The sequence below is a fragment of the Aeromonas sp. 9A genome (genome assembly GCF_963900955.1).
In the GTDB taxonomy this organism is placed as follows: domain Bacteria; phylum Pseudomonadota; class Gammaproteobacteria; order Enterobacterales; family Aeromonadaceae; genus Aeromonas; species Aeromonas salmonicida.
On record NZ_CAWRFG010000001.1, the window covers coordinates 658,591 to 683,517 of the forward strand.

The following is a 24,927-nucleotide window of genomic DNA, read 5'->3' on the forward strand; positions in this document are numbered from 1 at the left end:
CCCTTTCACCATTTCGGGCTAGAAATCGGGTGATAACGTAGACATAGTTGATCTCCACTTATATTCAGCAAAGTGTCATACGATGCCAAGTTGTGAATGCTTGAAACAGGATCCAGCTCACCGCTATTGAGTATTATGTGAAGGAAACTCGGGTTCCGGGCTGATATTCATAATGAAAAGGGGCGCTGAAGCGCCCCTTTTCATTGATCCAGCCGAGCCTTGTTTCACTCCCCCAACAGCCGTTGCCAGACAGCTCCGTTCGGTCAGCAACTGGTTTTCACCCACCTTGCGGGAGGTCTCCGGGAGATTGCGGTGATGACCCGGGTGGCGGATCTCCAGATAGGCGTGTTTCAGCCCTTTCGTCTGCTCCTGGGGGATGCCCCCCATGACAAACTCGGTCATCGCCCTAGATGGAACGGGCTCGTACCAGCAGCCTGCTGGTACTGCTCACAGGCGGCGGCTGTCGATGGCTCGTGCCCGTCTTTGTCGCTGTCGGGGTTGCCGCCGTGCAAGAACACCAGACCCGAGCCGTAGCCGAGCGCGATACCGCCGATCTTGCCATAAGCCACCACGGCGAAACCGCGTTGGTCTCTCACAGCCACTTTGGGCGAGAGTTTGCTCATCTTGGTCCAGCGGCCTGATTGACCACCAGGGCATCAGTCGTGGCGCTCTCATACAGGGTTTGCAGGCTTCACTGCTCAGCTTGAAGCCCAATAAGTGCGCCCGTTTTTCAGTGAATTGCCATGTAGTTGAACGATGGGAGCTAGCTTTGATTTTCAATATGAAAAACTCGATAGATGTAGAATTTCTGCTGTAACGATTCAGCTTGTTGTGTTTAACAATTTTTGAGATTGTCAGCCTTGGCTTGCTCGCCACAGGTGGCATCGTTAGCGAAACTCAAGGGTAAAAACGGAAAAAGTGCTACTGAAATCACACATTGAAAATCATTTTGTGAAAATTGCCTTTCATTGTGAAAGTATTGGGTTGCTGGGGTCGCACGCTATCAAGGAAGCAGCCAAACCCCCGTCACACAGCTGAAGTCATCCACATTCTGTGTGCCCTTATCAACCACTGGAGTTACTTGAGGACTACACCATGGATATCATTATTCATGCAGCGGAATGGTTCATTGGACTGTTCCATAAAGGAGGTGAGGTATTTGTCGGCATGATGACTGGCATTCTTCCCTTGCTCATATCCCTGATGATCGCAATGAATGCCTTGATTGCATTCATTGGTCAGGAGCGGGTGGAGCGCTTGGCCGCAAAAAGCGCTGGCAATCCCATTTCCAGATATTTGATACTGCCGGTCATTGGTACATTTGTTTTTATGAACCCGATGACCCTCAGTTTGGGGCGTTTTCTGCCTGAACGATATAAGCCATCTTATTATGCAGCAGCCTCCTACAGTTGCCATTCGATGAATGGTCTATTTCCTCATGTTAATCCTGGTGAGCTGTTCGTTTATCTGGGTATCGCAAGTGGGCTGACTCAGCTTGGTTTACCATTGGCACCTTTGGCCATGAGTTATTTATTGGTTGGCATGATAAGTAATTTCTTCCGCGGCTGGGTAACAGATTTGACGACGGCATTTGTTGAGCGTCAGCAAGGGATTTATCTTAGTGGCGAAGTCAATATTAAAGTCACTGCTTAAGTTCACTCAGGAGTTTCATCATGGATAATGTACTCTATATAACAAAAGGCGCTTCGGGTTGGGGTGGTCCACTGATTGTGCCGATCAAGCCTGGCAATAAAATTCTGTATATAACGGCAGGTACCCGCCCCGATATTGTTGACAGAATGGTAGAGTTGTCCGGTATGGAGGCAGTGGATGGCTTCAAGTCTTCTGTACCCGAGGAAGAGATCGCAGTCGTCATCATCGATTGTGGTGGTACGCTGCGTTGTGGTCTCTATCCTAAAAAGAAAATTCCTACTGTGAATATTCATTCAACCGGTAAAAGCGGGCCAATGGCACAGTTTATCGTTGAGGATATTTATGTTTCCGGAGTCACGCCTGATAATATCAGGTTGCAAAATGCCAGCGGGGATGTGTCTACAGAGGCAGCCCCACAGACCTTGGTTCAGAATGCAGACAAACCTCAATACGACAGTAGCAAAAAACTGAGTGAGCAAAGTGACAGCTTGCTTGCAAAAATAGGGATTGGCATGGGCGGGGTCATGGCAACCTTCTTTCAGGCTGGTCGGGAAACCATCAACACTGTCATCAACTCCATTATTCCCTTCATGGCATTTGTATCAATGTTGATTGGGGTAATACTGGCTTCTGGAATCGGTGATGTGATAGCGCATGCACTTATTCCGCTAGCTCAGAATCCGGTTGGTCTAATCATACTGGCACTTATTTGCTCTTTTCCGTTCCTCTCTCCCTTTCTTGGACCAGGGGCCGTTATTGCACAAGTCATTGGTGTCTTGGTAGGAACCCAGATCGGTTTGGGTAACATACCGCCTCATCTGGCATTGCCCGCTCTGTTTGCTATCAACGCCCAGGCTGCTTGTGACTTCATACCGGTTGGGCTAAGCCTGGCAGAGGCAAAACCAGACACGGTACAGGTAGGTGTCCCATCGGTACTTTATTCCCGTTTTCTAACGGGAGCACCTACGGTTGCTTTTGCCTGGTTTATTTCATTTTTCATTTATCAGTAATCACGCTTGTAGAGAAGGACACAGACAATGCTCTATCGGACGCAAGTAACTAAAATTGGGGAATTCGCAACAGAATCACTCAATGAAAATATGATGATTATCTTCAATGACAATGCACCAAAGGATGTCGCTGACTATTGCTTCATTCATCCAGATGCCGAGTTGAATGGTGAGATTCTGGTAGGTGGACAATTTTTATTAGGCGCAATCAGCTATCCCATTACGGCGGTTGGCTGTGTAGTAAGCCACAACCTTGATGCATTGGGTCATATTACCATTCGATTTGATGGCGCTTCAGAAGCTGAATATCCGGGGACTGTCCATGTCAATGGCACATGCCCAAAGGCTCTGGAGATTGGCACAGAAATCATATTTACATCGAATCACTGAAAACTCACACCCCCTCTACACATTATTGAGTTTGGTCGCTCTGATGTAGAGGAGGGTGAGATACAACCTTGGGAGAATAACATGTCTAAAGTAGCGCTGATAGTTGGTAGCGGTAAAAGCCTGGGAGCTTTTCTGGCCAAAGGGTTGGCTGATGATGGCTATCGTGTGGTCGTCGCCGATCTGGATGGCGAGGCTGCCCGGAAAACAGCGGATGAAGTGGCTCATGACCATGGTGCAGAAAATGTCATGTCGATTCAGGCCAATGCGATTCAGGAAGAAGATGTCATCCGTATGGTAAACGCCATTGATGAGCGCTTCGGTCGTATCGATCTGCTGGTATACAATGCGGGAACGGCTACCGCCGCCAAGATCGACAGCTTTCCTCTCGCTGATTGGCATCGCTCACTGGATATCAACCTGACAGGTTATTTCCTTTGTGCAAAAGAAGTGGCGCGGATCATGATACGGGAATCTCACGGTGGTCGTATCATCCAGATAAACTCCAAGTCTGGCAAAGTGGGTTCCAAGCATAACTCGGCTTATTCAGCTGCAAAGTTTGGTGGTATAGGGCTGACGCAATCTCTGGCTCTGGATCTGGCAGAGCACAACATCACAGTGCATTCACTGATGTTGGGAAATTTGCTCAAGAGTCCCATGTTCCAATCGCTAAAACCCCAGTATGCGGTAAAGCTCGGCATTCCAGAGGATCAAGTGGAACAGGCTTATATCGATAAAGTTCCCCTCAAACGTGGCTGTGACTTTCAAGATGTACTCAATGTGTTGAAATTCTATGCCAGCGACAATGCTTCTTACTGTACTGGCCAGTCCATCAATATTACTGGTGGTCAGGTCATGTTTTAAGTCCATCATGGCTTGTCACCAGATATTTCGGCAGTGCATGAGGCACTGCCGTTTCACTTTTTTTTCGTCAGTGAGGTAACTAATGGATACGGTAAATGCCTTGATTTTTGTTGCATTGACTGCATGGATTTTGCAAATGGTCTTGGGATTTTTCCAATTAAAATCTTTCAACCGTATGTTGCAGGAGCTGAGCCGAAAGGGAGTGGTCAGGATAGGCCGAACAGCTTCCCGTTGGCGGCCACGCACCCTGGTGGTACTCGTCCATGATGCAGAAGGCGTGATCCTTGATGCTCGCCTGATGAAAGGGATCAGCACCTTTACACGCCCCAAGCCACTAACCGCGTTATTGCACGCCAGTTTGCCCCTGAGTGAGCAGGATGTGACTGGGTTATCTCCCTCCATCCGGGAGGCGATAGCGTGCGCTTTATCAACTAAGTGACGTTTTTCCTGTACATTTGTTTTCATTTTGAAAAAATGGAGGTAGATTCCTGAACTGGTCAGACTTTTAATCACTGTGAGAATCCTGAATGTCTATAGAAACTCGACGCGATATGCTGGTTCGTTATCTACGTGAAAATGGCAGAACGTCAGTGAAGGAGCTGGCTGACTATTTCAACATCACAGGAGCCACAGTTCGTAGCGATCTTCGCTTTCTGGAGCAGGCACAGCTGGTGATGAGGCGGTATGGCGGGGCGGAGGCATTCAATGGTGCCGCTCTGGAAGACCGTACCATGGACGAGAAAACCACGCTCAATTTGAACATCAAGCAGCGTATCGGGGCCAAGGCTGCCAGCCTTGTGCAAAATGGTGAGTCCATCGTGCTCGACAGTGGCAGTACCACCTTGCAGATGGTGCCCTGGCTGGCTGAACATGTCGGACTCAAGCTGATGACCAACAGCCTGCACATCATGAATGAAGCGGCTGCCCTTGAGAGTTCCCTGACATTGCTGATGCCTGGCGGCACCTATCGCAAACGCTCCGCTTCCTTTCATGGCAGGTCGGCCGAGCAGGCTTTTCGGGACTTCACCTTCGACAAACTCTTTATCGGTGCTGATGGTTTTGATGTTGAACAGGGGATCACCACCTTCAACGAGGCATATCAGGTGAGTCAGGCCATGTGCCAGTCAGCGAAAAAGATCATAGTGGTGACCGACTCCTGCAAATTTGGCCAGCGAACCCCCAACGTGGTCGTGCCGATCGACAAGATAGACATCATCATTACCGACCCCGGAATTAGCGATGCGGACCGTCAGGCACTGGAACGACAGGGTATCGAGATCTTGCTGGTTTGACGCCCGATCCAGGGCAATGGCCTCCAGAATATGCCTGAGAGGCAGGTATAGGCTCTCAGGGACAGAATCATGATTCCGTCGATTGGCCTGTGTGCGCTTCTGAAGAGATACCGCTTATGCTGCCGACTTTTATCGAGCTGGCCGCAGGGCGATAGGGCCAGATGCCACCGACCATTCCGGAAAGTACAAGGGGCGCTGAAGCGCCCCTTTTCATTGCTCCGGCCAAGCCTTGCGTCACTCTCCCAACAGCAGTTGCCAGACCGCCAGCACATGGCCTCGTTCGGTCAGCAACTGGTCGTCACCCACCTTGCGGGAGATCTCCGAGAGATTTAGGCGATGACCGAGGTTGCGGATCTCCAGATAGGCGTGTTTCAGCCCTTCAGCCTGCTCCAGGGTGAGCACTCCCGCCATCACGCACTCATCGAAGATACGCACGTTATCGGACCAGCGGGTCAGGGCCTCGGGTTCGCCGTTGGCGTGAGCCAGCACCAGATACTGGGCGATGAACTCGATATCCACCATGCCGCCGGGGGATTGCTTGAGATCGAGCTCCCCCTCGCCGGCCTTGAGCAGGTGATCCCGCATCTTGTGGCGCATCTCGCGCACCTCTTTTGCGAGGATGGCGAGGTCTCGCTCCTTGGCCAGCACGGCGCGGCGGATCCTCCCAAACTCGGCGATGACGGTCTCATCGCCGTAGATGGGGCGGGCCCGCACCAGTGCCTGATGCTCCCAGGTCCAGGCCTCGCTGCGCTGATACTGCTCATAGGCGGTCAGCGACGAGACCAGCAGGCCCGAGTCGCCTGAGGGACGCAGTCGCATGTCGATGTCGTAGAGGATACCGGACGGAGTGCGGGTGCTGAACAGGTGCAGGATCCGCTGGGCCAGGCGCAGGTAGAACTGGCGGCTGTCGATGGGTTTGCGCCCGTCTGTGTAGCTGTTGGGATCGCCGCCGTGCAGGAAGACGAGATCCAGATCCGAGCCGTAGCCGAGCTCGATACCGCCCAGCTTGCCATAGGCCACCACGGCGAAACCGCGCTGGCCGGTGGCAGTCACTTCGGGCGGTACTCCGTAGCGTTCGCTCATCTGGGTCCAGGCTTGATTGACCACCTCTTCGGTGATTGCCTCCGCCAGCCAGGTGAGGTGGTCGCTCACCTTCATCAGCGGCAGGGCGCCAGCGATGTCGGCTGCGACGATGCGCAGCAGCTGCACCTGCTTGAACTGGCGCAATGCCTCCATCTGCTGCTCGACGTCCTCCTCGGGGATGCGCAGCAGGAACTGGCGCAGCTGGGGCTTGTACTGATCCAGCGGGGTCGGGTGGTAGAGGTGCTGGGGATCCAGCAGCTCGTCCAGCAGTATGGGGTAGCGGGCCAGCTGCTCGCTCACCAGATGGCTGGCATCGCACAGCCGTACCAGCTGGCGCAGGGCGGCGGGGTTCTCCGCCAGCAGTTGCAGATAGGCGCTGCGGGTGAAGATGCGGGTCAGCAGCTCGCACACTCGCTCGAACAGGCGGGCAGGCTCACGGCTTGCCACCACCAGTCGCAGCAACTCAGGCATCAGCCAGTCCAGGGCGATGCGCCCCTGCGGGCCCACCTGGCGGCGCTTGTACTCTTCCTTGAAGCGCAGCAGGGCGGTGCAGAGTGGAACTGGATCCTGGACGCCTTGAGCGATAAGCAATGTCTCCAGCTCGGCAGCATCGAGTTCGGTGCGCCAGAGATCGAGCCAGAGTTGTTCCAGATGGGCGGGGGCCTCTTTCTCTTCGCCTACCACGGCGGCGAACTCCTGATGAACGGCGGCCATCTCCTCATCCAGATGGGCCATAAAGGCGCCCCAGTCCGTAAAACCCAGGGCGGTGAGCAGCCGCAACCGATCCCGCTCCTCGGTGGGCAGGGTTTGGGTCTGCTGATCGCCTATCTCCTGCAGAATGTTCTCGACCCGACGCAGGAAGCGGTACGCCACCAGCAAGCGGTCGCAATGCTCTGCCTCGAGGGCGCCGCACTGGGCGATGGCGGCCAGCGCCTCCGGCAGGTGGCGCACCCGCAGCGCAGGCTCGCGACCGCCGCGAATAAGCTGCAGCGCCTGGGCGATGAACTCCACCTCGCGAATGCCGCCGGCCCCCAGCTTGATGTTGCCCTCCAGCCCTTTGCGGCGCACCTCGGCGGCGATCATCGCCTTCATCTGGCGCAGGCCGTCGATGACGCCAAAGTCGATGTAGCGGCGAAACACGAAGGGGCGCAGCATTTCGGCCAGCGCGACCCCGTGCTCGCACTGGGGGCCCAGCACCCGCGCCTTGACCATGGCGTAGCGCTCCCAGTTGCGGCCGTGGTGCTGGTAATAGTCCTCCATGGCGGCAAAGGAGATGGCGAGCGGGCCCGCATCGCCGAAGGGGCGCAACCGCATATCGACCCGGAATACCTGACCATCCTGGGTGGGCTGGTGGAGGGCATTGATCAGCCGCTGCCCCAGCTTGATGAAGAAGGGCTGGTTGGCGAGTTCGCGCCGTCCGCCGACCGTGTAGCCGTTCTCGGGGAAGGTGAAGATAAGATCGATATCCGAGGAAAAATTCAGCTCGCCGCCCCCCAGCTTGCCCATGCCGAGGATCAGCAGCGGCTGCGGGTTGCCATCCCCGTCCATGGGGGTGCCCAGCTCGCCGCACTGCCTCTCGTAGAGCCAGTCGCGGGCGGAGCAAATCAGGGCATCCGCCAGTTTGGTGAGATGGATAAAGCTCTCTTCCACCGCCGAGTGCCCCAACAGCTCGCGCCAGGCGATCACCAGCATGCGGCTGCGGCGGAACTGGCGCAGGGTGCGCTTGAGCGCCTCTTCATCATCCACCTCGGCGAGCAGAGTGGTCAGATCGCGCTGGTAGGCGGGCCAGCGTTCGGACCGCTCGAGATCCCCCGAGGCGAGGATCTGCGTCACCAGTTCGGGCTGCTTGATGAGCGAATCGGAGACAAAATCGGAGAGGCCAAGCAGGGTCAGCAGGGTCTGGCGAATCGTATCGGGCAGGGCGCCATAATCGGGCGCCAGCTCGATCAGCCGTTGCCACTGGCGCTCGGCCTGATCCTGTAGCAAGGGCGGAAGAGAGGAGGGAGAAGAGAGAGAAGAAAAATGCTGGGCCACGGTTGCCGTCCTTGTGGTTAACGGGTCTGCAGAGTGAATGAAAATCCTGGCAGCCAATCTAGCACTGTCGCGCTGCTCGGCACAGTACGACAGAGGTCAATTAGACCAGGGGGTTCAGTGACCTGACCCAAGGACAATCAAGTCGCGGACACCCTCATCAGGCACTGCCACGCCCCTGCGCTACAAGCGCAGGGACGTGCTGCATGAACCGACGAGCGCCACGGGCCGCCTGCGTGGCAGAGCTCAAGGGCGCAGATAAATCTCGGGATCGTACTTTTCCATCAGGCTGGCCGGTTTGCGCGGCGGTTCGAAGCCAAAACCGGCATAGAGGCCGTGGGCATCCGAGGTCGCCAGACTGAGGCGGCGCAGTCCCTGCAATTGCGGGTGAGCCAGGATGGCCGCCACCAGCGCCTTGCTGTGACCCCGGCCGCGATGGGCGGGCAGCACGAATACATCCGCCAGATAGCCGAAGGTGGCCCTGTCCGTGATGACCCGGGCGAAGGCCACCTGCTGGCCTGCCACGTAGCCACCGAAACAGAGGGAGTGGTTGATGGCTCTCTGTACCGTTGCCTGTGGAATGCCGAGGCACCAGTAGGCCTCCTCGGACAAAAATCGGTGGATCAGCGGCACGTCTAGCCGCCCCTTGTCGTCGCTTATCTCCAGTTGGGAGTGATCTTGTGGGTGCTGCATCCTGGCTCCTTGCCGTCACATGAATAAGAAAGGCCCCTGACGGGGCCTTCCAGTTTACTCAAATCGCGGCATCAGGCCAGCAGCATGGCGGCGCCGACCAGCAGTCCCGCAAGGGCCAGAATGGGCAGCTTCAAGACGCGCAACAGATAGAAGCCGATGGCGGCGAGTGCGAGATCGCTAGGGGCCTGCACGGCGCCCAGCCATACCGGCTGGTAGAGGGCGGCCAGCAGCAGCCCCACCACGGCGGCGTTGATCCCTGTCACTGCACCTGCCAGCCGGGGGCGGGCCAGCCAGCTCTGCCAGCTTGGCCCCAGGGCCCACAGCAGCAGAAAGCCCGGCAGGAACAGCGCCAGGGTTGCCAGCAGTGCGCCAAGCAGTGGTGTTGTTGGCTGCAACTGGGCACCAAGGTAGCTTGCCAGTGTGAACATGGGGCCGGGCACCAGCTGGGCCAGACTGTAGCCGGTCAGGAACTGTTGTTGAGTGAGGGTATGGCCCACGCTCTCTTGCAACAGGGGCAGCACCACGTGGCCGCCACCGAATACCAGGCTGCCCGCCTGATAGAAATCGGCGACAAGGCGGCTGACGGAGCCGTGAGCCAGCAGTGGCAGGCCGATAAACAGCAGCGCAAACAGGATCAAGGCAGGCCAGTGGGGCGGGTGNGGCCTTGTAGCGAATGAACGAACTACTAACTAATTCAGTGATAGCGAAGCCAACAGGCAACTCGTTATTCACGTCAGCTTTCTCAGATTGAAGTAATTTGCCTGGCGGCCATAGCGCCGTGGAACCACCTGATCCCATGCCGAACTCAGAAGTGAAACGCGGTAGCGCCGATGGTAGTGTGGCATTCGCCATGCGAGAGTAGGACACTGCCAGGCACCCAATTAAACAGCGACGTGCACATCACGACGTTGGCCGAGAGGATGACACCTCTGATAATCGGCAAAAGATTTAGCGAAAGGCTAACCAAATAGCGGAGCGGTAGTTCAGTTGGTTAGAATACCGGCCTGTCACGCCGGGGGTCGCGGGTTCGAGTCCCGTCCGCTCCGCCACTAATTTGAAGGCCTTCCCAATCGGGAAGGCCTTTTTTCTTTTTAGCATTTGCGAACGGGATAAGGAAACAAGGGGCAGCAGACAGGGCTGCGACTTGCCGCTGGCAACTCGGTCCCTGCCTGCAGTCCCTTGTGCTTGAGCTGGACTGCGTCCATCTCCCCGTCCGCTCCGCCACTAAGTTGAGAAGCCCAGTCGAAAGACTGGGCTTGTTTTCGTCTGTTTTTTGCCAATGTGCATCACAGCTAGGCTCCATCACAACAAGGCTTTCCCGCTTGGGAGGGCCTTTTGTATTTCGGTTCTGGGGCTCACTTGCTTGTAGTATCTGCCGAGCAGTGGGCTCTATGCAGGCTGATTTGAAGAGGTTTGCGGCATACAATGCACTTTGGTTTCAAATGGGAGGTGGCCTCTATGTTTTGCCCGCGCTGTGGTATCGAATCGCTGCAAAAACGCAGCGAGAAAGAGTTTGCCTGTGGTTGTGGTTTCCACTATTTCCAGAATGTGGCGTCGGCCGTGATGGTGGCGCTTTGCTGGCAGGATGAAGTGCTGGTTGCGGTGCGAGGGCGGGAGCCTGGCAAAGGACTGCTGGATCTGCCCGGTGGTTTCGTCGATCCTGGTGAGTCACTGGAGGCCGCATTGGTTAGGGAGCTGAAAGAGGAACTGGGGCTGGATCTGGGGAGAGAGGCGCCTCGCTATCTAGGCTCCTTTGCCAACGTCTACCCCTATGACGATGTTGTCTATCACACCTGCGATACCGTCTTCATGCTGGAGCTGGTGCACAAACCTTCTGTCGTTGCGGCCGATGATGTGGCCGCCTGTGAGTGGCGCAAGCTGGCCGGGATTTCGCCCGCCGAGTTTGCCTTTTGCTCCACCGCTGCTGCCATCACCCAACTGCAACGCTTGCGGGGGTAAGCAGCTGATCCACTGTTTCAGGCACCGCGAACTAGGGCAGCGAGAATGCTGAGGATGAATGGCTAGCTGTGATCTCTCTGTAGGTTGTTCACTCGGAGCATTCCCGGAAAACTGGAGGCGCCAACCAAACCAATCATCCGAGGTGCCCCAGTGAACAACCATAAAAATGCCCGATTAACCGTCTTTGGTCGACAGCTCCTTGTCCAGCGTATCCTTGAGCAGGGGTGGGCGACAGGGGGGTGAGGCTGCGATGAGAGCGGCGTTGCTGGTTGCTGCGCACTGAACCGGGCACAGAGCAGGGCGGCGCCGAGCAAGAGGCCTAGCTGGGTCAAGAGCTCGGGTTGCCACCAGAGTACTGCGGCGGTGGCCACCATGACGCCCTGTTGCAACTGTGTCTTGCAGAACTGGCGGCTCATGGTGAGCACCGCATCCGCCACCACCACCAGTGCCAACAGCTTGAGGCCGTGCAGGGCGGCCTCAAGCCATACATTGGCGGTCAGCTGTCCCAGACCGATGGCGGCGGCCAGCAACAGCAGGAAAGAGGGCAGGGTAAAGCCGACAAAGGCGGCCAGCGCCCCCGTCAGGCCGGCCCTGTGGCGCCCGATGGCAAAGCCGAGCTGGCTGGACGCGGGGCCCGGCAGCAATTGGCACAGGGCCAGCAGCTGGGCAAACTCGGCCTGACTCAGCCAGCCCAGCCGCTCGACGAAGGTGCGCTGGAAATAGCCGATATGGGCGGCGGGCCCACCGAAGCTGACACAGCCCAGCCATAGAAATTGAATGAATACCTGCCCCATCTCGTCACTCCCTTGTTGTCCTTGTCGAGCCGGTTGGGATGATATGACAAAGCGGTGACTTTTTTATGACAAATCAGGGGGCTGATGGCAGGCAATGGTCACTCTGTCGGTTGGCCTGGTTGTGGCAGATAGCAACGACCGGCAAGCCAGCAGGCTATCGATTGGCGACTGGCATCGAAGTGGGGCTCTGGCAGATCGCGGGGATCGCACCATATCCAGCCCTCGCATTTTTCCGGCTCCAGCAGTTGCGGCTCTCCTCCCACCAGGGCCAGCAGGGTGACGGAGATGTAGTGCAACCCGCTCTCGCGCCATGTCTCCAGGTTGTTGGTGACGGCGATGACGCTGGGCGCCGTGATGACAAAGCCGGTCTCCTCCGCCACTTCCCGGATCGCCGCTGACTCGAAGCTCTCCCCCAGTTCCAGATGGCCGCCTGCGATGGACCAGTAGGGGGCATGGCTGCCCTTGCGCTTGCCAAGCAGCACCTGGCCCTGACTGTTGGTCAGAATAACGCCGACACCGACGCGGGGGTAGAGAGCGGACATATGCGAGGCTCCTTGCTGTGGTTATGTGGGACAAACGGGTTGGTCAAGATAACACTGTCATCGACCACCGACGCGGGGGGAGAGAGTGGACATATGTGAGGCTCCTGGCCGAAACGGAATTGCCCCATAAAAAACGGGCCCACCTTAGGTCGGTTGGGCCCGTCATGCAAGTTGCTTGCTGTGTGATGGTCCAGTCCGGTGACTTAGTCCAGCTTGACCAGCATCTTGCCGGTATTGCGTCCTTCGAACAGACCGATGAAGGCCTGCGGCATGCTGGCCAGCCCCTGATAGATGGTCTCTTCGGCTTGCAGTGCACCGGCCTCGAATGCCGGGATCACCTCGGCCAGAAACTCGCCGTAGTGCTGCCAGTGTTCAAACACGATAAGCCCCTGCATGGTGAGGCGTTTGCGGATCACCTGAGAGAGGTTGCGCGGGCCGCTTGCCTCGCCCTTGCTGTTGTACTGCTCAATGAGGCCACACAGCACTATGCGACCGTGCACCGCCATGTTGTTAAGGGCGGCATCCAGCATGGCGCCGCCCACGTTCTCGAAGTAGACATTGATGCCTTCCGGGGCGAGTCGCGTCAGCTCGGCGTCGAGATCCGGGTTTTCACGGTAGTTGATCACCTCGTCAGCCCCCAGCGTCTTGAGGTAGGCGACCTTGTCGGCCGAGCCGGTGGAACCGATCACTCTGGCCCCCACCCGCTTGGCGAGTTGCACCACCATGGATCCGACCGCACCTGAGGCCGCCGACACCAGCACGGTTTCGCCGGCTTGCAGCTTGGCGATGCGCTTGAGCCCGACCCAGGCGGTCATGCCCGGCATGCCGAGGGCTCCCAAGAATAACTGGGCTGGCAGTGTTGTGTCGGGCAGGCGGGTCAGCTGATCGGCCTTGGCGACCAGGCTATCGCGCCAGCCCAGCATGCTGCTCACCCGATCACCAACAGCAAAGTCGGGATGGCGCGAGTCCTGCACAGTACCGATGGCACCGCCATCGAGCGCACTGTTCAGGGCAAAGGGCGGCACATAGCTCTTGGCCTCTGTCATGCGACCGCGCATGTAGGGGTCCACTGACAGCCATTGGTTGGCGACCAGCACTTCCCCTTCCTGTAACTCGGGCAGCGCGACCTCGGCCTGGATGAAATCGTCCTGTCTGGGCATACCGACCGGGCGGCGCAGCAGCTGGATTTGATGACTGAGCAGACTCATTGTTTTTCCTCCAGTTCGATATCGTTTAGCCGCAGGCGGGTGACGACATTGCCCCGCATGGCATTTGAGAAGGGGCAGGTCTGGTGGGCCAGCCGCACTAGCTGCTCGGCCTGTGCCGTCTGTTCAGGCTGCGCTGCGGCGAGCGCCACGTCCAGCGTGATGGCGAAGTTGAAGCGGCCATCGGCCAGTGCCAGCAACTCGACGCTGGCCGTGACCTGTGCGCTGGTGATGGGCGCGCCGAGTTTCTGGGCCACGTGGATCAGGGCGTTGGAGAAACAGGCTGCGTAGCCAGCGGCCAGCAGTTGCTCCGGATTGTTGCCCTTGCCGTTGCCGCCGAGGGCGGTTGGCAGGGCCAGTGCCAGTTGCAGGCTGTTGTCCAGGGTGTGAACTTCGCCGTTGCGGCCCGCCTGGGCGATGGCCTGTGTGCGATAGAGTGTCTTCATGTCGGGTGCTCTGATTTGTTTTGTGTGCAAAGTAAAATCAGACTAGTCCTGAACGCGAAGGTTGGCAACTGTTTTGTGTGCAAATCATTTTTCCCTCCACCTTGCTGGGGTATACTGGCCCCACTTGCCAATGAGGTGCCCCCATGAGTGAATTGAAAAAGCAGGTCTGTTTTGCCCTCTACAGCGCCTCCAACGCCGTGATGCGCGCCTATCGGCCGCTGCTGGACAAATTGGACCTGACCTATACCCAGTATCTGGTGATGTTGTCGCTGTGGGCGCGGGATGAGGTCAGCCTCAAGGAGATTGGTCAGGAGACCGGGCTGGATGCGGGCACTCTGACCCCCATCGTCAAGCGGCTGGAGAGCAAGGGTTGGCTGACCCGCACCGTCTCCAGCGAGGACGAGCGACAAAAATGCATCTGCCTGACCGAAGCGGGGTGCCAGCTGCAACGGGAGGTCAAAGCGTGTTGCCTGGCAGACAACTTGCGCAATCAGGTGGATCTGGCCGATGCTGAACTGGCCCAGCTCAAGCAGCTCTGCGATCGCATTTCGGCGCAGCTGGGGCGCTGAGTTCGGCCGACCCATACAGCTGAGGATCCACCCCATGAAAATCCTGTTGCCCCTGTTTACCCTGTTGCTGACCGCCTGCAGCACAGGTTCTCGCTCTCCTTCGATGGCGATCGATGATGCAGATGCCTGGCAGGCCATCTGTAAGGATGGCACCCGGGTACGTGCCGTGATCGAAGAGGGGATCTGCGCAGATCATAGAGGCGTTGCCATGTGGACGAATAAGCCAAGAGCGGCCCGGATGGCAGAGGAAGCCGCCAAATAGTGTGATCTCGGCGCCATAAAATGACATAACCGGCCCATTGGCCGGTTTTTTTCGCGATCCCGCCTGCACTTTGCTACCTTGTTCATGGTGTGCTCACGCTTCTCTTCCCATACTGGCTCCACAGTTCCAAAAGAGGAGAGACAAGATGCAAACATCTTTGGTCGGGCTCTCCATTCTGTGGGGGCTAGCCAGTTTTGGTGTTCAGGGGGATTTCATCGAGAGCCGTGATTCCGTTGCGCCTTCCTGGCAAGCCGAGTCCAGAGTGGAGATGGAAGGTTATCTGATAGAGTCGCTGGGGGAAGATCGCTGGCTATTCGACAATGGCAGCGAGAGTCTGCTGGTCTCCCTGCCCCAGGGGCAGTGGATACCGACCGGTGAGCGATTGCGGGTGAGCGGTGAGCCCCAGCAGGAGCAGGCTGGTTGGCTGCTGCAGGTGCAGGATGTCAGCCAGGTCGCGGTCTGATCAGACTCCGTATCAGGGCATTGAGTCGCGACATGAGCGAGTGTCAATAGATAGCAATCAATAAAGAGAGGAGGCCCCGGGGCCTCCTCTCTTCGTCAGGTGTCTCTCATGCTCCAATCCGCCACACCTCGCGTGTCGAGGTGGACACATGGCAGCATGCTGATCCCTTACCCCAGATGGTTCAGCGGCAGTGCCGTCTTGTGCTTGATGCGGCGCAGCACGAAGCTGGAACGGACGCCGGTCACGCCTGGTATGTGGGTCAGCTTGTCCAGCAGGAAGTGCTGGTAGTGTTCCATGTCCCGCACCACTACCTTGAGCTGATAGTCGGCATCGTTGCCCGTGATGAGGTCGCACTCCAGCACTTCGGGCAGCTCCTTGATGGCCTTGTCGAAGTTCTCGAACCGTTCCGGCGTGTGTCTGTCCATGGAGATATGGATATAAGCGGTGAGGGTGAGCCCCAGCTGACGAGCGTTGAGCAGGGTGACGTGGGTATCGATGAGACCGGCATCCTCCAGCGCCTTGACCCGGCGGGAGCAGGGGGAGGGGGAGAGCCCGACCAGCTCGGCCAGCTCCAGGTTGCTGATGCGGCCATTCTCCTGCATCAACTCCAGAATATGCCTGTCTATGCGATCAAGTTTCAGCATTCTCCGTTCCTCGTTGCAATTATTAATTCACTTTTCCTAGATTAAGGGTGAACTATTGCAAAAACAACTGAAAATACATGCTACTTCGCAACCACTCACCGCACCGGGAGGGATACTATGGTTGCATCTTCCGGTGGCAAGACAGATACCCAACCCGGTCTCTGTGGTGAAGGACCTTACCGGGTCACACACCCCATCAGCCGTCCGACCTTATCGGGAAACGACGGGCTGGAACGAGAGCACCTCCTCCCCGAAGGCAACAAAGCAGGCATCCCGGCGCCTGCTTTGTTGTTTCTGGCATTCGGCGATCACGGAGTCGGCGGCGTGATGCGGTAGAGGCAGCGGTGATCCCCGTCCAGCAGGTATTGTTCCCGCTCCACCCTGGCCGGTGCCAGCAACTGGCGAAACATCTCCAGCTCGCTGCGACAAAACCCCCGACAGGCCCGCGCTGCGGCGCAGATGGGGCAGTGGCTCTCCCATAGCAACCAGCTGCCGTCCTCCTCCTGGCGCATATCTGCCATATAGCCCTCTCGCGTGCGCTGCTCTTTCAACGTGGCCAGCCTGTCTGCCAGCGCAGGCTGGGTCAGCTGTGCCTGATAACGGCCCAGCTGTTGCTGTTCCCGCTGCTGGATCAGTCGCTCCATGCCCACCTCGCCAAACAGCTGCTGGATATTGTCGATAAGCTGCAAGGTCAGTTCGCTGTGGGTATCGGGGAAGCGCTGCCAGGCCTGTTCGGTCAGATGCCACAGGCGTACGGGACGGCCACGGCCGCGCGCTTCATCGCTAAAACCCACCCAGCCGTCGGATTCCAGCGCGATCAGATGCTGGCGGGCGCCCATGGAGGTCATCTGCAACTGCTCCCCCAGCGCTGCTGCGCTCTGGGGGCCGTGGCTCTTGAGCAGAAACAGTATCTTGTCGGTGCTGGCGTTCATTGAGGGCTTCCCGTTATCGACAGGTACGCCAAGGATCCAGGATATCGGAGGAGGATCTTGTCAGTACGGATGTTCATGGGGTCATTATGGATAGCGGCCGTTTTTAAATCAACAATTCACTTTACTTAATAATGCGCCTTGCTCAGTATAAATAAACCAATAACTTTACTTAATGAGGCTGACATGGAAGGGATCAAGGGGCAGGCAACCCTCTGGGTATTGGTGATGACGGTGACGCTGGCTGTGGCGGGTTTCAGCCTGCCCTCGCCCGTGCTGGCGCCGCTGATGCTGGATCCGGCGCAGGGCATGTTGACGCCACAGGCGTCTGACTGGAGTCGCAAGGTGTGGCTGGGGGTCATTATGGGGCTCTACCCGCTGTTTCAACTGGTGGGATCCCCTTGGCTGGGACGGCTTTCCGATCGCCACGGCCGCAAGCCGATCCTGACAGTCTGTCTGGTTGGCGTGCTGGTCGGTTATGCCCTGATGGCGTTGGGGATCGCATGGCGATCCTTGCCACTGTTGTTGTTGAGCCGGGTGGTGGAGGGCTTTTTCAACGGGGATATCGCCATAGTGCAGGCCATGGCGGCTGACATGAGCACCACCAAGACCAAGGCCCGCAGCTTCGCCTGGATCAACATCGGCATGAACCTGGGCTGGGTGCTTGGCCCCATGATAGGGGGTTATGCGGCCGTGGTATCGGGAGATTACAGCCTGGCCGCCTGGCTGGCGGTGGCCATGACCCTGGTCAACCTGTTGCTGGTGCTCTGGTTGTTGCCCAATAAGGCCCCGGTTGCCCCCAGCCAGCAGGCGCCGTCGCTCTCTTCCCGTCAGCTCTTGCTGCAACCGGCTCTGTTGCCCTATTTCGTGCTGACCCTGCTCAGCTACGGCGCAGTGCAGCTTTACTTCACCTACTTCAACGTCTGGCTGGTGGATCGGCTGGCCTGGGATCCGGTACAGCTGGCGCAGGCGGCCGTGCTGGTGAGCGTGCCCATGATGCTGGGATCCTGGCTGGGATCCCGCCTCGCTCGCCACTGGCGTGGTAGCAGCCTGGGGGTCGTCGGTCATCTGGTGATGGCGGCGGGCATGCTGATGTTTGTGCTGCCGGATCACTGGTGGGGGTTGGCACTCACCTTCATTCCAGCAGGGATCGGCATGAGCCTGGGGGAACTGGCGACCTCGGTAGCCGTCTCCAACCGCAGCCATGCCGAGCAGCAGGGGCAGGCGATGGGGATCTACCGTGGTCTGGCGGTAGGCAGCGAGATCCTGGCTGTGCTGGTGGGCAGTCTGGTGCTGCTGGCAGGGACAGAGTGGCCCTTCTATCTGGCTGCCCTCTCAGGTGTGGTTTGTGCCATCGGTTTCTACGGTCTGCGCAAACGGGCCGATCGACGCCAGCGTCTGGCTAGCTGTGCCGAGCCGGGTTGAGGAGCCGTGGACGGGAGGGACTTGCCGTGTGCCCCGGTCAGATCACAGATTGGGGGCCCGGTCCCTGACAGGGCTTGCATCGGGGCGCCGGCTCTGGGACGGTAAGGCTCTTTGCTGATTTGTTTGAGGCTGGAGGAGCTATGAGTGAGTACAAGGCCATCGCGCTGGATATGGATGGTACCCTGCTGACCCGGGATCACAAGATCTCGTCCGCGACCCGAGCGGCGCTGGCCCAGGCACGGGCCCACGGCATCAAGGTGTTGCTGGTAACGGGCCGCCACTTCATGACGGCGCGCCCCTTCCATCACGAGCTGGCCCTCGATACCCCCATCATCTGCAGCAACGGTGCCTACCTCTATGATCCGGCACAGGAGAGGATCCTGGCGGGGGATCCGCTGGCGGTGGCCCCGCTCACCGAGCTGTTGGCTCAGGTCGAGGCGCAGCAGATGGGGGCCCTGTTCCACCTTAGCGAAGGGATCGGCTATATCGGCTGCGAGGATCACATCACCCGGATGCGCCACTGGTCGGCCAACCAGCCGGATCATCTCAAGATATCCCTGCTGCCTGCGGACGATCTGGTGAGCTGGCTGAAAAATCCGATCTGGAAGCTGGAGCTGTTCAACCAAGATCCTGCCCTGCTGCATCAGTTCATGGGGGAGGTGGTCGAGGCCATGCCCTTTACCCGTGACTGGGCGGCGCCTTATGTGGTGGAGCTGGTGCAACCGGGGTGCAGCAAGGGCAACCGGCTGGCCCTGTGGGCCGAGAGCGAGGGGATAGCGATGGAAAACGTGGTGGCGTTTGGTGACAACAACAACGACATCAGCATGTTCGAGCAGGTGGGGCTGGCGGTTGCCATGGGCAATGCCGCCGCCCATGTGCAGGCCCATGCCGACCTTGTGACCGCCGATCATAACGAAGACGGGATCGCGCTGGCGCTGCAGCGCTGGGTGTTGCCCTCGTAAGGATCCGCGGCCAGAGGAAAGGGGCCATCCAGGCTGGGAAATAGCCCGGATGGCCTTTTCTTTTCGCATTCATGCCCGAAAGATAAGGGGATCATCCGGGCCGGGAGGAGGTGCCGGCTGTACTCGGTGCAGCCCGAGTCTTAATTGCCGAAAGAGAACTGGATCACCCGATCAGGGAAGCGGATCCGGTTGTAGTCTCGGCGCAGTCCCTCGTAATGACGGATGGCCCGCTCTCGTTTGGCGCGGTAGTAGTCGCGCTGCTTGCTGTCGTTTTCGTTGCGGATCTGGCGCTCCAGCTGTTCGATATCCCGTTCTGTCTGCTGCAAGTCGCTCTTGATCTCGTTGAGCTGCTTCTCCAGCAGGTACTCCTTGCGACCACGATCGTACTGGGTGAGGAAGCTGGCATCGTTGGGACAAACCCCCAGATACTCATGACCTGACTTGGCCTTGCTGTAGGCCAGTTCAGGAATGCAGTAGAGCTCCAGCCCCTTGGCATAGCCCCGTTTCCACTCGGCTTCATCCACCTTGAGGCCGTACTCGCCACAGGTCGAGACATAGTCACGGGTTGCCTGACGGGTCTTGCCCTGCTCCCCATCCTGATAGCCCAGGTTGTACCAGCTCATGGCACGGCACTCCTCTTCCGACAGCGAGCTGCAACCGGCGAGCAGAAAAGGCAGGGTCAGCAACAGGATCTTGGGGGACATAAACGGGCTCCAGCGTGGATGATGGGGGCATTCTAGTGAGGATGCCGGGTCAGGACAAGGGAGGATCTCGGGTCTTGGCTGGCGCCGTTTTTTGACGTTTTTGTCACTATTTGCGACAGGCCGGGGTGGGAGGGGCGGCTCACTTTCCTTGTGGTCATAGGCGAGGTAAACTGCGCCAACTTTTAACTGGCGCGTAACAAAAACAATGAAAGTCCTGACCGTCGATTACCGCTCGCCCGATGCGGCGCAGCGCTTCACCGAATCCCTGCGTACTACGGGCTTCGGGGTATTGACCCACCACCCCATCCCGAAAGAGCTGGTGCAGTCCATCTATGACAATTGGTATCGCTTCTTCATGAGCGAACAGAAGCAGGATTTCCTGTTCAACCGCGAGACCCAGGATGGCTACTTCCCGCCGTCTGTGTCCGAGGTGGCCAAGGGTCACAGCCAGAAGGACATCAAGGAGTACTTCCACCTCTATCCCTGGGGCCAGATGCCGGAAGCGCTCAGGGAGCAGGCGATGGAGTACTATCGCCTCGCCAATGACCTGGCCGCCGAGCTGCTGGGCTGGGTGGAGCAATACACCCCGAGCGACATCGCCACTCACTACAGCTGCCCGCTCTCTTCCATGATTGAAGAGAGCCAGAAGACACTGCTGCGGGTGCTGCACTATCCGCCGTTCGACGGCACCGAAGCGCCGGGTGCCATCCGCGCCGCCGCCCACGAGGACATCAACCTGCTGACCATTCTGCCTGCGGCCAACGAGCCGGGCCTGCAGGTGAAGGGAGCCGATGGGGAGTGGATGGATGTGCCCTGCGATTTTGGCACCCTCATCATCAACATCGGTGACATGCTGCAGGAGGCCTCCCGTGGCTACTACCCCTCCACCACCCACCGCGTCATCAATCCGACCGGCGGCAGCGCCGCTAAGTCCCGCATCTCCCTGCCGCTGTTCCTTCACCCGCGGCCGGATGTGGTGCTCTCCGAGCGTCATACCGCCCACAGCTACCTGATGGAGCGACTGCGGGAACTGGGGGTTATCTAGGCGCTCAATGCGAGTCCATGACAGTCAAAACCGGAGCAAAAATGCTCCGGTTTTTATTTTTCGGCACGATAACGCGTAAAACTGAATATTATTAGGTAATGATGCCAATAAATCGTTTTTTAGCCCGATAAGCGGCGTTGTGATTGCGTGGCCTTGACCGTACTCTGAGCGCCGTTTTGGGCCCAGCTCGTGGGCACCTGTATTGGAGTTCTTATGAAGCAGTCCCAATGGTCATCCCGGCTTGGTTATATTCTGGCCGCCGCAGGCTCCGCCGTCGGTCTCGGCGCTATCTGGAAGTTTCCCTACGTGACCGCCGCCAATGGTGGCGGTGCCTTCCTGCTGGTCTTTTTGCTGTTCAGTTTCACCCTGGGGGTGGCGGTGCTGATGGGAGAGACACTGCTCGGCAGCATGAGCCGCCGTGGTGTGGTGGGGGCGTTTAGCGCCCTGATGGGCAAGCGCTGGCGCTGGGTCGGGGCCATGGGCCTGCTCTGCAGCCTGCTTATCTTCAGCTTCTACAGCGTGGTGGGCGGCTGGACCCTGGGCTACACCGGCATGGCGCTGGCCGGTAGCCTGCAGCATGGGGATGGTGCCGCCCTGACCGCCCGCTTCAACGACTATGTCGGCGATCCGCTCTGGCCCGTGTTGACCCACCTGCTGTTTGCCGCCCTCACCTGGTGGTTCGTGCAGGGGGGCGTGCAGCAGGGGGTGGAACGTACCTTGCGCTGGATGATGCCGGCCCTGTTCATCATGATACTGCTGCTGGTGGCCTTCGGTCTTACCCTGCCCAATGCCATGGCCGGGGTACGCCACTTCCTGATGCCGGACTTCAGCAAGCTCGGCATGTCCGGCGTGCTCGATGCCATGGGGCTGGCCTTCTTCTCCCTCTCCATCGGGCTCGGCATTCACACCACTTATGGTGCCTACTTGCCTTCCAGCGAAGGGGTAGGTCGTTCCAGCCTCTGGGTGGTGCTGCTGGCGAGCCTGATCGCCGTGCTGGCGGGCTTGATGATTTTCCCTGTGCTGGCGGCGACCGGCATAGATCCCGCCTCCGGCCCTGGCCTCACCTTCATGACGATGCCGGCGGTGTTCCAGCAGTTGCCGTTTGGTCAGGGACTGGCGGTGATCTTCTTCTCCCTGCTGGTGGTGGCGGCGCTCTCTTCGGCCATCTCGCTGCTGGAGCATCTGCAGTGCTTCATCTGCGAGAGTCTGAGCTGGTCACGCCGCGCGGCCTGCAGCCTCATTACTCTGCTGGTGATGGTGAACGGCATTCCCGTCAGCCTGTCGTTCGGCCCCTGGGCGGATGTGACCCTGTTTGGCAAGAACATCTTCGAGCTGCTGGATTTTGTCACCTCCAACCTGATGATGCCCATGTTCGGGCTGGCGCTCACCCTGTTGCTGGGGTGGAAGCTGGGTCAGCGAGCCTTGCCCCAGGGATTGGCGCAGCACTGGCGGACCCTGGTAATGGGCTGCTGGCGCTGGCTGGCACCCTTATTGATCGGCGGGATCCTGTTGCGCGGCTTGATGTGAGGTTCGATCTTGATGGGGGGGCAGCATGCCCCTCCCACTTTTCAACCTGACCTTGTCGAGCGCGGACTGCCAACGGGCTATGACGGCATCATCCTGATCCCTGGAAAAGGCGAGGTAGAGCCATGACTCATGAAGGACTACCCCCGAGTTTGTCACGCTGCTATGTGATAACCCTCGCTGTGCCAAGGTGGCATCCAGCACCATTTCGCCTACCGGAAATGCATCAATTTTGCCCAGTACCAAGCGTTGCAAGGCTTCCTCAACCGATTGGTAGCGCACCAGATTGGTATATCCCTCGCGGGTGAGCCGTTCGTCATCGGCATTACCGAGCACAACCCCGACCCTTGGCAAATGACGCAAGTCGTCGAGGCTCTTCAGTTTGTGTCTGGGTGACGGGGGCTGATAGATGATCACTTTGTTCCGAAACAGTGGTCCTACCCATTTAAAGAAGGGTTCTCTCTCGGGTGCCCACTGGGTAACAAACAGCGCATATCCCGGCTCCAGTCTGGTCAGTGCCAGGGCCCGTTTGAAGGGGTAAATCCGGATGGGATACGTTTCTCCCAGTTCATCTTGAATTTGCTGGATCAGGCGAACGGCGAGCCCGTCGAGCTTGTCATCATGGTGGTGAGTGAAAGGGACGAGTTCATGGCTGAGCAGGGTCAGCGAGGGTTGTGCCGACAGTGTCAGGCTGAGGCTGAAGAGTGCTCCGATGAGCAGAGTTCGTTTCATGCGCTGTCCTGTTGCATATGCTGAATCAAGTGGCCGCAGGGGTGACATTATCATGGTCAACAGGGCGTCCCTGATTGATAAATATAGGGTTTTCAATGGGAGTTGAAAAATTTTATTTCTCATTATGTCAATTTTTCTTGCCATGGTTTAGGCTGTGGCTCCTTTTTGGCGTTCAGGTCATCCTATTCATGTCACCCGTTTTCGCGCTGTCAGGCCGATTTTGCAGCTCTCAGGAGAGGTGACCTTGCACGCGCAGTTTGTCAGAATGTTCATTGCAAAGGTCGCCGCCAGGCGGCCTTTTTTGTGGTTACCCGTTTGATGTTTACCCATGGAGTATCGATTCGATGTTGTGTTCCCCGGAGGTTGTATGAGCCAGGTTCAGTGGTCTTCCCGTCTCGGTCATGTGCTGGCGGCGGCCGGTACGGCGATCGGCCTTGGCGCCATCTGGAAGTTTCCCTATGTGACGGCCACCAATGGTGGCGGTGCCTTCCTGCTGGTGTTCCTGCTGTTCAGCTTCACCCTGGGGGTAGCCGTACTGGTGGGGGAGACATTGCTCGGCAGCCGCAGTCAACGTGGTGTGCTCGGTGCCTTCCACAAGCTGGTCGGCCCGAACTGGCGCTGGATGGGCTACATGGGGATACTGTGCGGCTTCTTCATCTACAGCTTCTACAGCGTGGTGGGCGGCTGGACCGTGGGGTATGCGGCGCTGGCGGTGGCGGGCAAGCTCAACCTGAGCGAGGGCAGCGCCCTCACCGCCCTGTTCAACGGTTATGTCAGTGACCCCTGGTGGCCCGTGCTGACCCATCTGGTGTTCGCCGGACTGACCTGGTGGTTCGTGCAGGGTGGCATTCAGAAAGGGGTGGAGCGGGCACTGCGCTGGATGATGCCGGCGCTGTTCATCATGATGTTGCTGCTGGTGGGGGTGGGTCTCTCCATGCCGGGTTCCATGGCCGGGGTGCGTCAGTTGCTGGTGCCGGACTTCTCCATGCTGACCGGCCAGAGCGTGCTGGATGCGCTGGGGCTGGCTTTCTTCTCCCTCTCCATTGGCCTCGGGGTGCATACCACCTATGGTGCCTACCTGCCGAGCAGCGATGGTGTGCTGCGCTCCGGGGTCTGGGTGGTGACGCTGGCGAGTCTTATCTCCGTGCTGGCGGGTCTGATGATCTTCCCGGCGCTGGCCTCGACTGGTATCGATCCCACTGCCGGTCCCGGCCTCACCTTCATGACAATGCCCGCCGTGTTCAGTCATCTGCCGTTCGGTCAGGGGCTGGGAGTGGTCTTCTTCCTGCTGCTGCTGGTGGCGGCACTCTCCTCTTCCATCTCCATGCTGGAGCATCTGGTGCGTTTCACCACGGAGGAGTGGGGTTGGTCACGGCGCGGTGCCTGTCGGGTGCTGACCCTGCTCATCATGGTGTCAGGTATTCCGGTCAGCCTCTCATTCGGCCTCTGGAGCGAGCTGACCCTGTTTGGCAAGACGATTTTCGATCTGCTCGACTACCTCACCTCCAACCTGATGATGCCGCTGTTTGGCCTGGTGCTGACTCTGCTGCTGGGCTGGCGACTGGGTGACACCATACTGCCCGCCGGTCTGTCACCCGTGCTGCGATTCGGCCTGCTCTGGTGCTGGCGACTGGTCGCACCGCTGCTGATCGCCGGTATTCTGGTGCGGGGTCTGTTTTAAGAGGGCTTCTTGCGAGGTCCGCCAGCCC

At 58.4% G+C, this 24,927-nt stretch carries 24 protein-coding genes, 1 tRNA gene, 1 rRNA gene and 4 pseudogenes; 18 read left to right on the top strand and 12 right to left on the bottom strand.

The features are described 5' to 3' along the window. Positions 1 to 467 precede the first annotated feature (467 nt). A pseudogene (locus AACX78_RS22150) lies at positions 468 to 688 on the bottom strand (hypothetical protein); the annotation flags it as partial. 407 nt (positions 689 to 1,095) lie between these two features. Between AACX78_RS22150 and srlA the strand changes: the two are divergent. From srlA to srlR, 6 genes are all read left to right on the top strand, one after another. Beyond that, positions 1,096 to 1,653 (top strand): PTS glucitol/sorbitol transporter subunit IIC, encoded by a 558-nt coding sequence (srlA, locus tag AACX78_RS03275; protein WP_005318636.1) that lies wholly within the window; start codon positions 1,096 to 1,098, stop codon positions 1,651 to 1,653. A gap of 20 nt (positions 1,654 to 1,673) precedes the next feature. Beyond that, on the top strand, positions 1,674 to 2,663 hold the full coding sequence (gene srlE, locus AACX78_RS03280; RefSeq protein ID WP_099994345.1) for a PTS glucitol/sorbitol transporter subunit IIB: 990 nt from the start codon (positions 1,674 to 1,676) through the stop codon (positions 2,661 to 2,663). A gap of 27 nt (positions 2,664 to 2,690) precedes the next feature. Beyond that, positions 2,691 to 3,053, top strand: coding sequence for a PTS glucitol/sorbitol transporter subunit IIA (locus AACX78_RS03285; RefSeq protein WP_159165369.1), 363 nt, complete (start codon positions 2,691 to 2,693; stop codon positions 3,051 to 3,053). An 81-nt stretch (positions 3,054 to 3,134) separates the two neighbouring features. Further along, complete coding sequence (gene srlD, locus AACX78_RS03290; RefSeq protein WP_021139477.1) at positions 3,135 to 3,914, top strand: sorbitol-6-phosphate dehydrogenase; 780 nt, start codon at positions 3,135 to 3,137, stop codon at positions 3,912 to 3,914. 82 nt (positions 3,915 to 3,996) lie between these two features. Further along, positions 3,997 to 4,353, top strand: a complete 357-nt coding sequence (locus tag AACX78_RS03295) for a transcriptional regulator GutM (RefSeq protein WP_005318643.1) — start codon at positions 3,997 to 3,999, stop codon at positions 4,351 to 4,353. Positions 4,354 to 4,441: 88 nt separating this feature from the next. Continuing rightward, positions 4,442 to 5,206, top strand: coding sequence for a glucitol operon DNA-binding transcriptional repressor SrlR (gene srlR / locus AACX78_RS03300; protein WP_159165370.1), 765 nt, complete (start codon positions 4,442 to 4,444; stop codon positions 5,204 to 5,206). A 234-nt stretch (positions 5,207 to 5,440) separates the two neighbouring features. Here the strand turns inward: srlR and glnE are convergent, their stop codons facing one another. The 3 genes and pseudogenes from glnE to AACX78_RS03315 all read right to left on the bottom strand — a co-directional run. Continuing rightward, positions 5,441 to 8,323, bottom strand: a complete 2,883-nt coding sequence (gene glnE, locus AACX78_RS03305) for a bifunctional [glutamate--ammonia ligase]-adenylyl-L-tyrosine phosphorylase/[glutamate--ammonia-ligase] adenylyltransferase (protein WP_159165371.1) — start codon at positions 8,321 to 8,323, stop codon at positions 5,441 to 5,443. Positions 8,324 to 8,566: 243 nt separating this feature from the next. Continuing rightward, entirely contained in the window at positions 8,567 to 9,013 is a 447-nt protein-coding gene (locus AACX78_RS03310) for a GNAT family N-acetyltransferase (protein WP_125608748.1), read from the bottom strand. A gap of 71 nt (positions 9,014 to 9,084) precedes the next feature. Further along, positions 9,085 to 9,666, bottom strand: a pseudogene (locus AACX78_RS03315) (chromate transporter); the annotation flags it as partial. A 107-nt stretch (positions 9,667 to 9,773) separates the two neighbouring features. On the opposite strand from AACX78_RS03315, the gene rrf reads away from it, so the two are divergent. The 4 genes and pseudogenes from rrf to AACX78_RS22155 all read left to right on the top strand — a co-directional run. Next, a 5S ribosomal RNA gene (gene rrf / locus AACX78_RS03320) occupies positions 9,774 to 9,888 on the top strand. Between the two features lie 97 nt (positions 9,889 to 9,985). Next, positions 9,986 to 10,062 (top strand) — tRNA-Asp (locus tag AACX78_RS03325). A 409-nt stretch (positions 10,063 to 10,471) separates the two neighbouring features. Beyond that, entirely contained in the window at positions 10,472 to 10,972 is a 501-nt protein-coding gene (locus tag AACX78_RS03330; protein WP_159165372.1) for an NUDIX hydrolase, read from the top strand. Positions 10,973 to 11,122: 150 nt separating this feature from the next. Then, positions 11,123 to 11,197 (top strand): annotated as a pseudogene (locus AACX78_RS22155) (leucine zipper domain-containing protein); the annotation flags it as partial. A gap of 8 nt (positions 11,198 to 11,205) precedes the next feature. Here the strand turns inward: AACX78_RS22155 and AACX78_RS03335 are convergent. The 4 genes and pseudogenes from AACX78_RS03335 to AACX78_RS03350 all read right to left on the bottom strand — a co-directional run. Beyond that, a pseudogene (locus AACX78_RS03335) lies at positions 11,206 to 11,766 on the bottom strand (chromate transporter); the annotation flags it as partial. 98 nt (positions 11,767 to 11,864) lie between these two features. After that, complete coding sequence (locus AACX78_RS03340; protein WP_159165373.1) at positions 11,865 to 12,308, bottom strand: nucleotide triphosphate diphosphatase NUDT15; 444 nt, start codon at positions 12,306 to 12,308, stop codon at positions 11,865 to 11,867. A gap of 203 nt (positions 12,309 to 12,511) precedes the next feature. Next, on the bottom strand, positions 12,512 to 13,516 hold the full coding sequence (locus AACX78_RS03345; RefSeq protein ID WP_159165374.1) for an NADP-dependent oxidoreductase: 1,005 nt from the start codon (positions 13,514 to 13,516) through the stop codon (positions 12,512 to 12,514). Then, the gene (locus AACX78_RS03350; RefSeq protein WP_201302767.1) at positions 13,513 to 13,959 is read right to left on the bottom strand and encodes an organic hydroperoxide resistance protein; all 447 of its coding nucleotides are present in this window, start codon (positions 13,957 to 13,959) and stop codon (positions 13,513 to 13,515) included. Before AACX78_RS03350 ends, AACX78_RS03345 begins: the two co-directional genes overlap by 4 nt. Before the next feature lie 143 nt (positions 13,960 to 14,102). Between AACX78_RS03350 and AACX78_RS03355 the strand changes: the two genes are divergently transcribed. From AACX78_RS03355 to AACX78_RS03365, 3 genes are all read left to right on the top strand, one after another. After that, positions 14,103 to 14,528 (top strand): MarR family winged helix-turn-helix transcriptional regulator, encoded by a 426-nt coding sequence (locus AACX78_RS03355; protein ID WP_159165376.1) that lies wholly within the window; start codon positions 14,103 to 14,105, stop codon positions 14,526 to 14,528. Between the two features lie 34 nt (positions 14,529 to 14,562). Continuing rightward, a complete protein-coding gene (locus tag AACX78_RS03360) occupies positions 14,563 to 14,790 on the top strand; it encodes a hypothetical protein (RefSeq protein WP_159165377.1) in 228 nt (75 codons plus the stop codon). A 145-nt stretch (positions 14,791 to 14,935) separates the two neighbouring features. After that, positions 14,936 to 15,253, top strand: a complete 318-nt coding sequence (locus AACX78_RS03365; protein ID WP_159165378.1) for a hypothetical protein — start codon at positions 14,936 to 14,938, stop codon at positions 15,251 to 15,253. A gap of 167 nt (positions 15,254 to 15,420) precedes the next feature. On the opposite strand, the gene AACX78_RS03370 is transcribed toward AACX78_RS03365, so the two are convergent. Beyond that, entirely contained in the window at positions 15,421 to 15,897 is a 477-nt protein-coding gene (locus AACX78_RS03370) for an Lrp/AsnC family transcriptional regulator (RefSeq protein WP_005318665.1), read from the bottom strand. A gap of 308 nt (positions 15,898 to 16,205) precedes the next feature. Next, positions 16,206 to 16,829, bottom strand: a complete 624-nt coding sequence (locus tag AACX78_RS03375; RefSeq protein ID WP_087757181.1) for a helix-turn-helix transcriptional regulator — start codon at positions 16,827 to 16,829, stop codon at positions 16,206 to 16,208. Positions 16,830 to 17,012: 183 nt separating this feature from the next. Here AACX78_RS03375 and AACX78_RS03380 point away from each other — a divergent pair, with 183 nt between their 5' ends. Together AACX78_RS03380 and AACX78_RS03385 are read left to right on the top strand one after the other, a co-directional pair. Further along, positions 17,013 to 18,251: an MFS transporter gene (locus tag AACX78_RS03380; RefSeq protein ID WP_159165379.1), complete on the top strand. Its 1,239-nt coding sequence runs from the start codon at positions 17,013 to 17,015 to the stop codon at positions 18,249 to 18,251. A gap of 140 nt (positions 18,252 to 18,391) precedes the next feature. Further along, positions 18,392 to 19,213, top strand: a complete 822-nt coding sequence (locus AACX78_RS03385; protein WP_159165380.1) for a Cof-type HAD-IIB family hydrolase — start codon at positions 18,392 to 18,394, stop codon at positions 19,211 to 19,213. A gap of 140 nt (positions 19,214 to 19,353) precedes the next feature. Here the strand turns inward: AACX78_RS03385 and AACX78_RS03390 are convergent, their stop codons facing one another. Further along, a complete protein-coding gene (locus AACX78_RS03390; RefSeq protein ID WP_159165381.1) occupies positions 19,354 to 19,917 on the bottom strand; it encodes a DUF2799 domain-containing protein in 564 nt (187 codons plus the stop codon). Between the two features lie 205 nt (positions 19,918 to 20,122). On the opposite strand from AACX78_RS03390, the gene AACX78_RS03395 reads away from it, so the two are divergent. Further along, positions 20,123 to 20,962, top strand: coding sequence for an isopenicillin N synthase family dioxygenase (locus AACX78_RS03395; RefSeq protein WP_159165382.1), 840 nt, complete (start codon positions 20,123 to 20,125; stop codon positions 20,960 to 20,962). Positions 20,963 to 21,175: 213 nt separating this feature from the next. Then, positions 21,176 to 22,489, top strand: coding sequence for a sodium-dependent transporter (locus tag AACX78_RS03400; RefSeq protein ID WP_159165383.1), 1,314 nt, complete (start codon positions 21,176 to 21,178; stop codon positions 22,487 to 22,489). Here the strand turns inward: AACX78_RS03400 and AACX78_RS03405 are convergent. Further along, positions 22,451 to 23,218, bottom strand: a complete 768-nt coding sequence (locus AACX78_RS03405) for a substrate-binding periplasmic protein (protein WP_159167439.1) — start codon at positions 23,216 to 23,218, stop codon at positions 22,451 to 22,453. The two genes, AACX78_RS03400 and AACX78_RS03405, sit on opposite strands and share 39 nt — an antisense overlap. A gap of 367 nt (positions 23,219 to 23,585) precedes the next feature. Here AACX78_RS03405 and AACX78_RS03410 point away from each other — a divergent pair, with 367 nt between their 5' ends. Next, a complete protein-coding gene (locus AACX78_RS03410; protein WP_111589744.1) occupies positions 23,586 to 24,899 on the top strand; it encodes a sodium-dependent transporter in 1,314 nt (437 codons plus the stop codon). Positions 24,900 to 24,927: the final 28 nt, after the last annotated feature.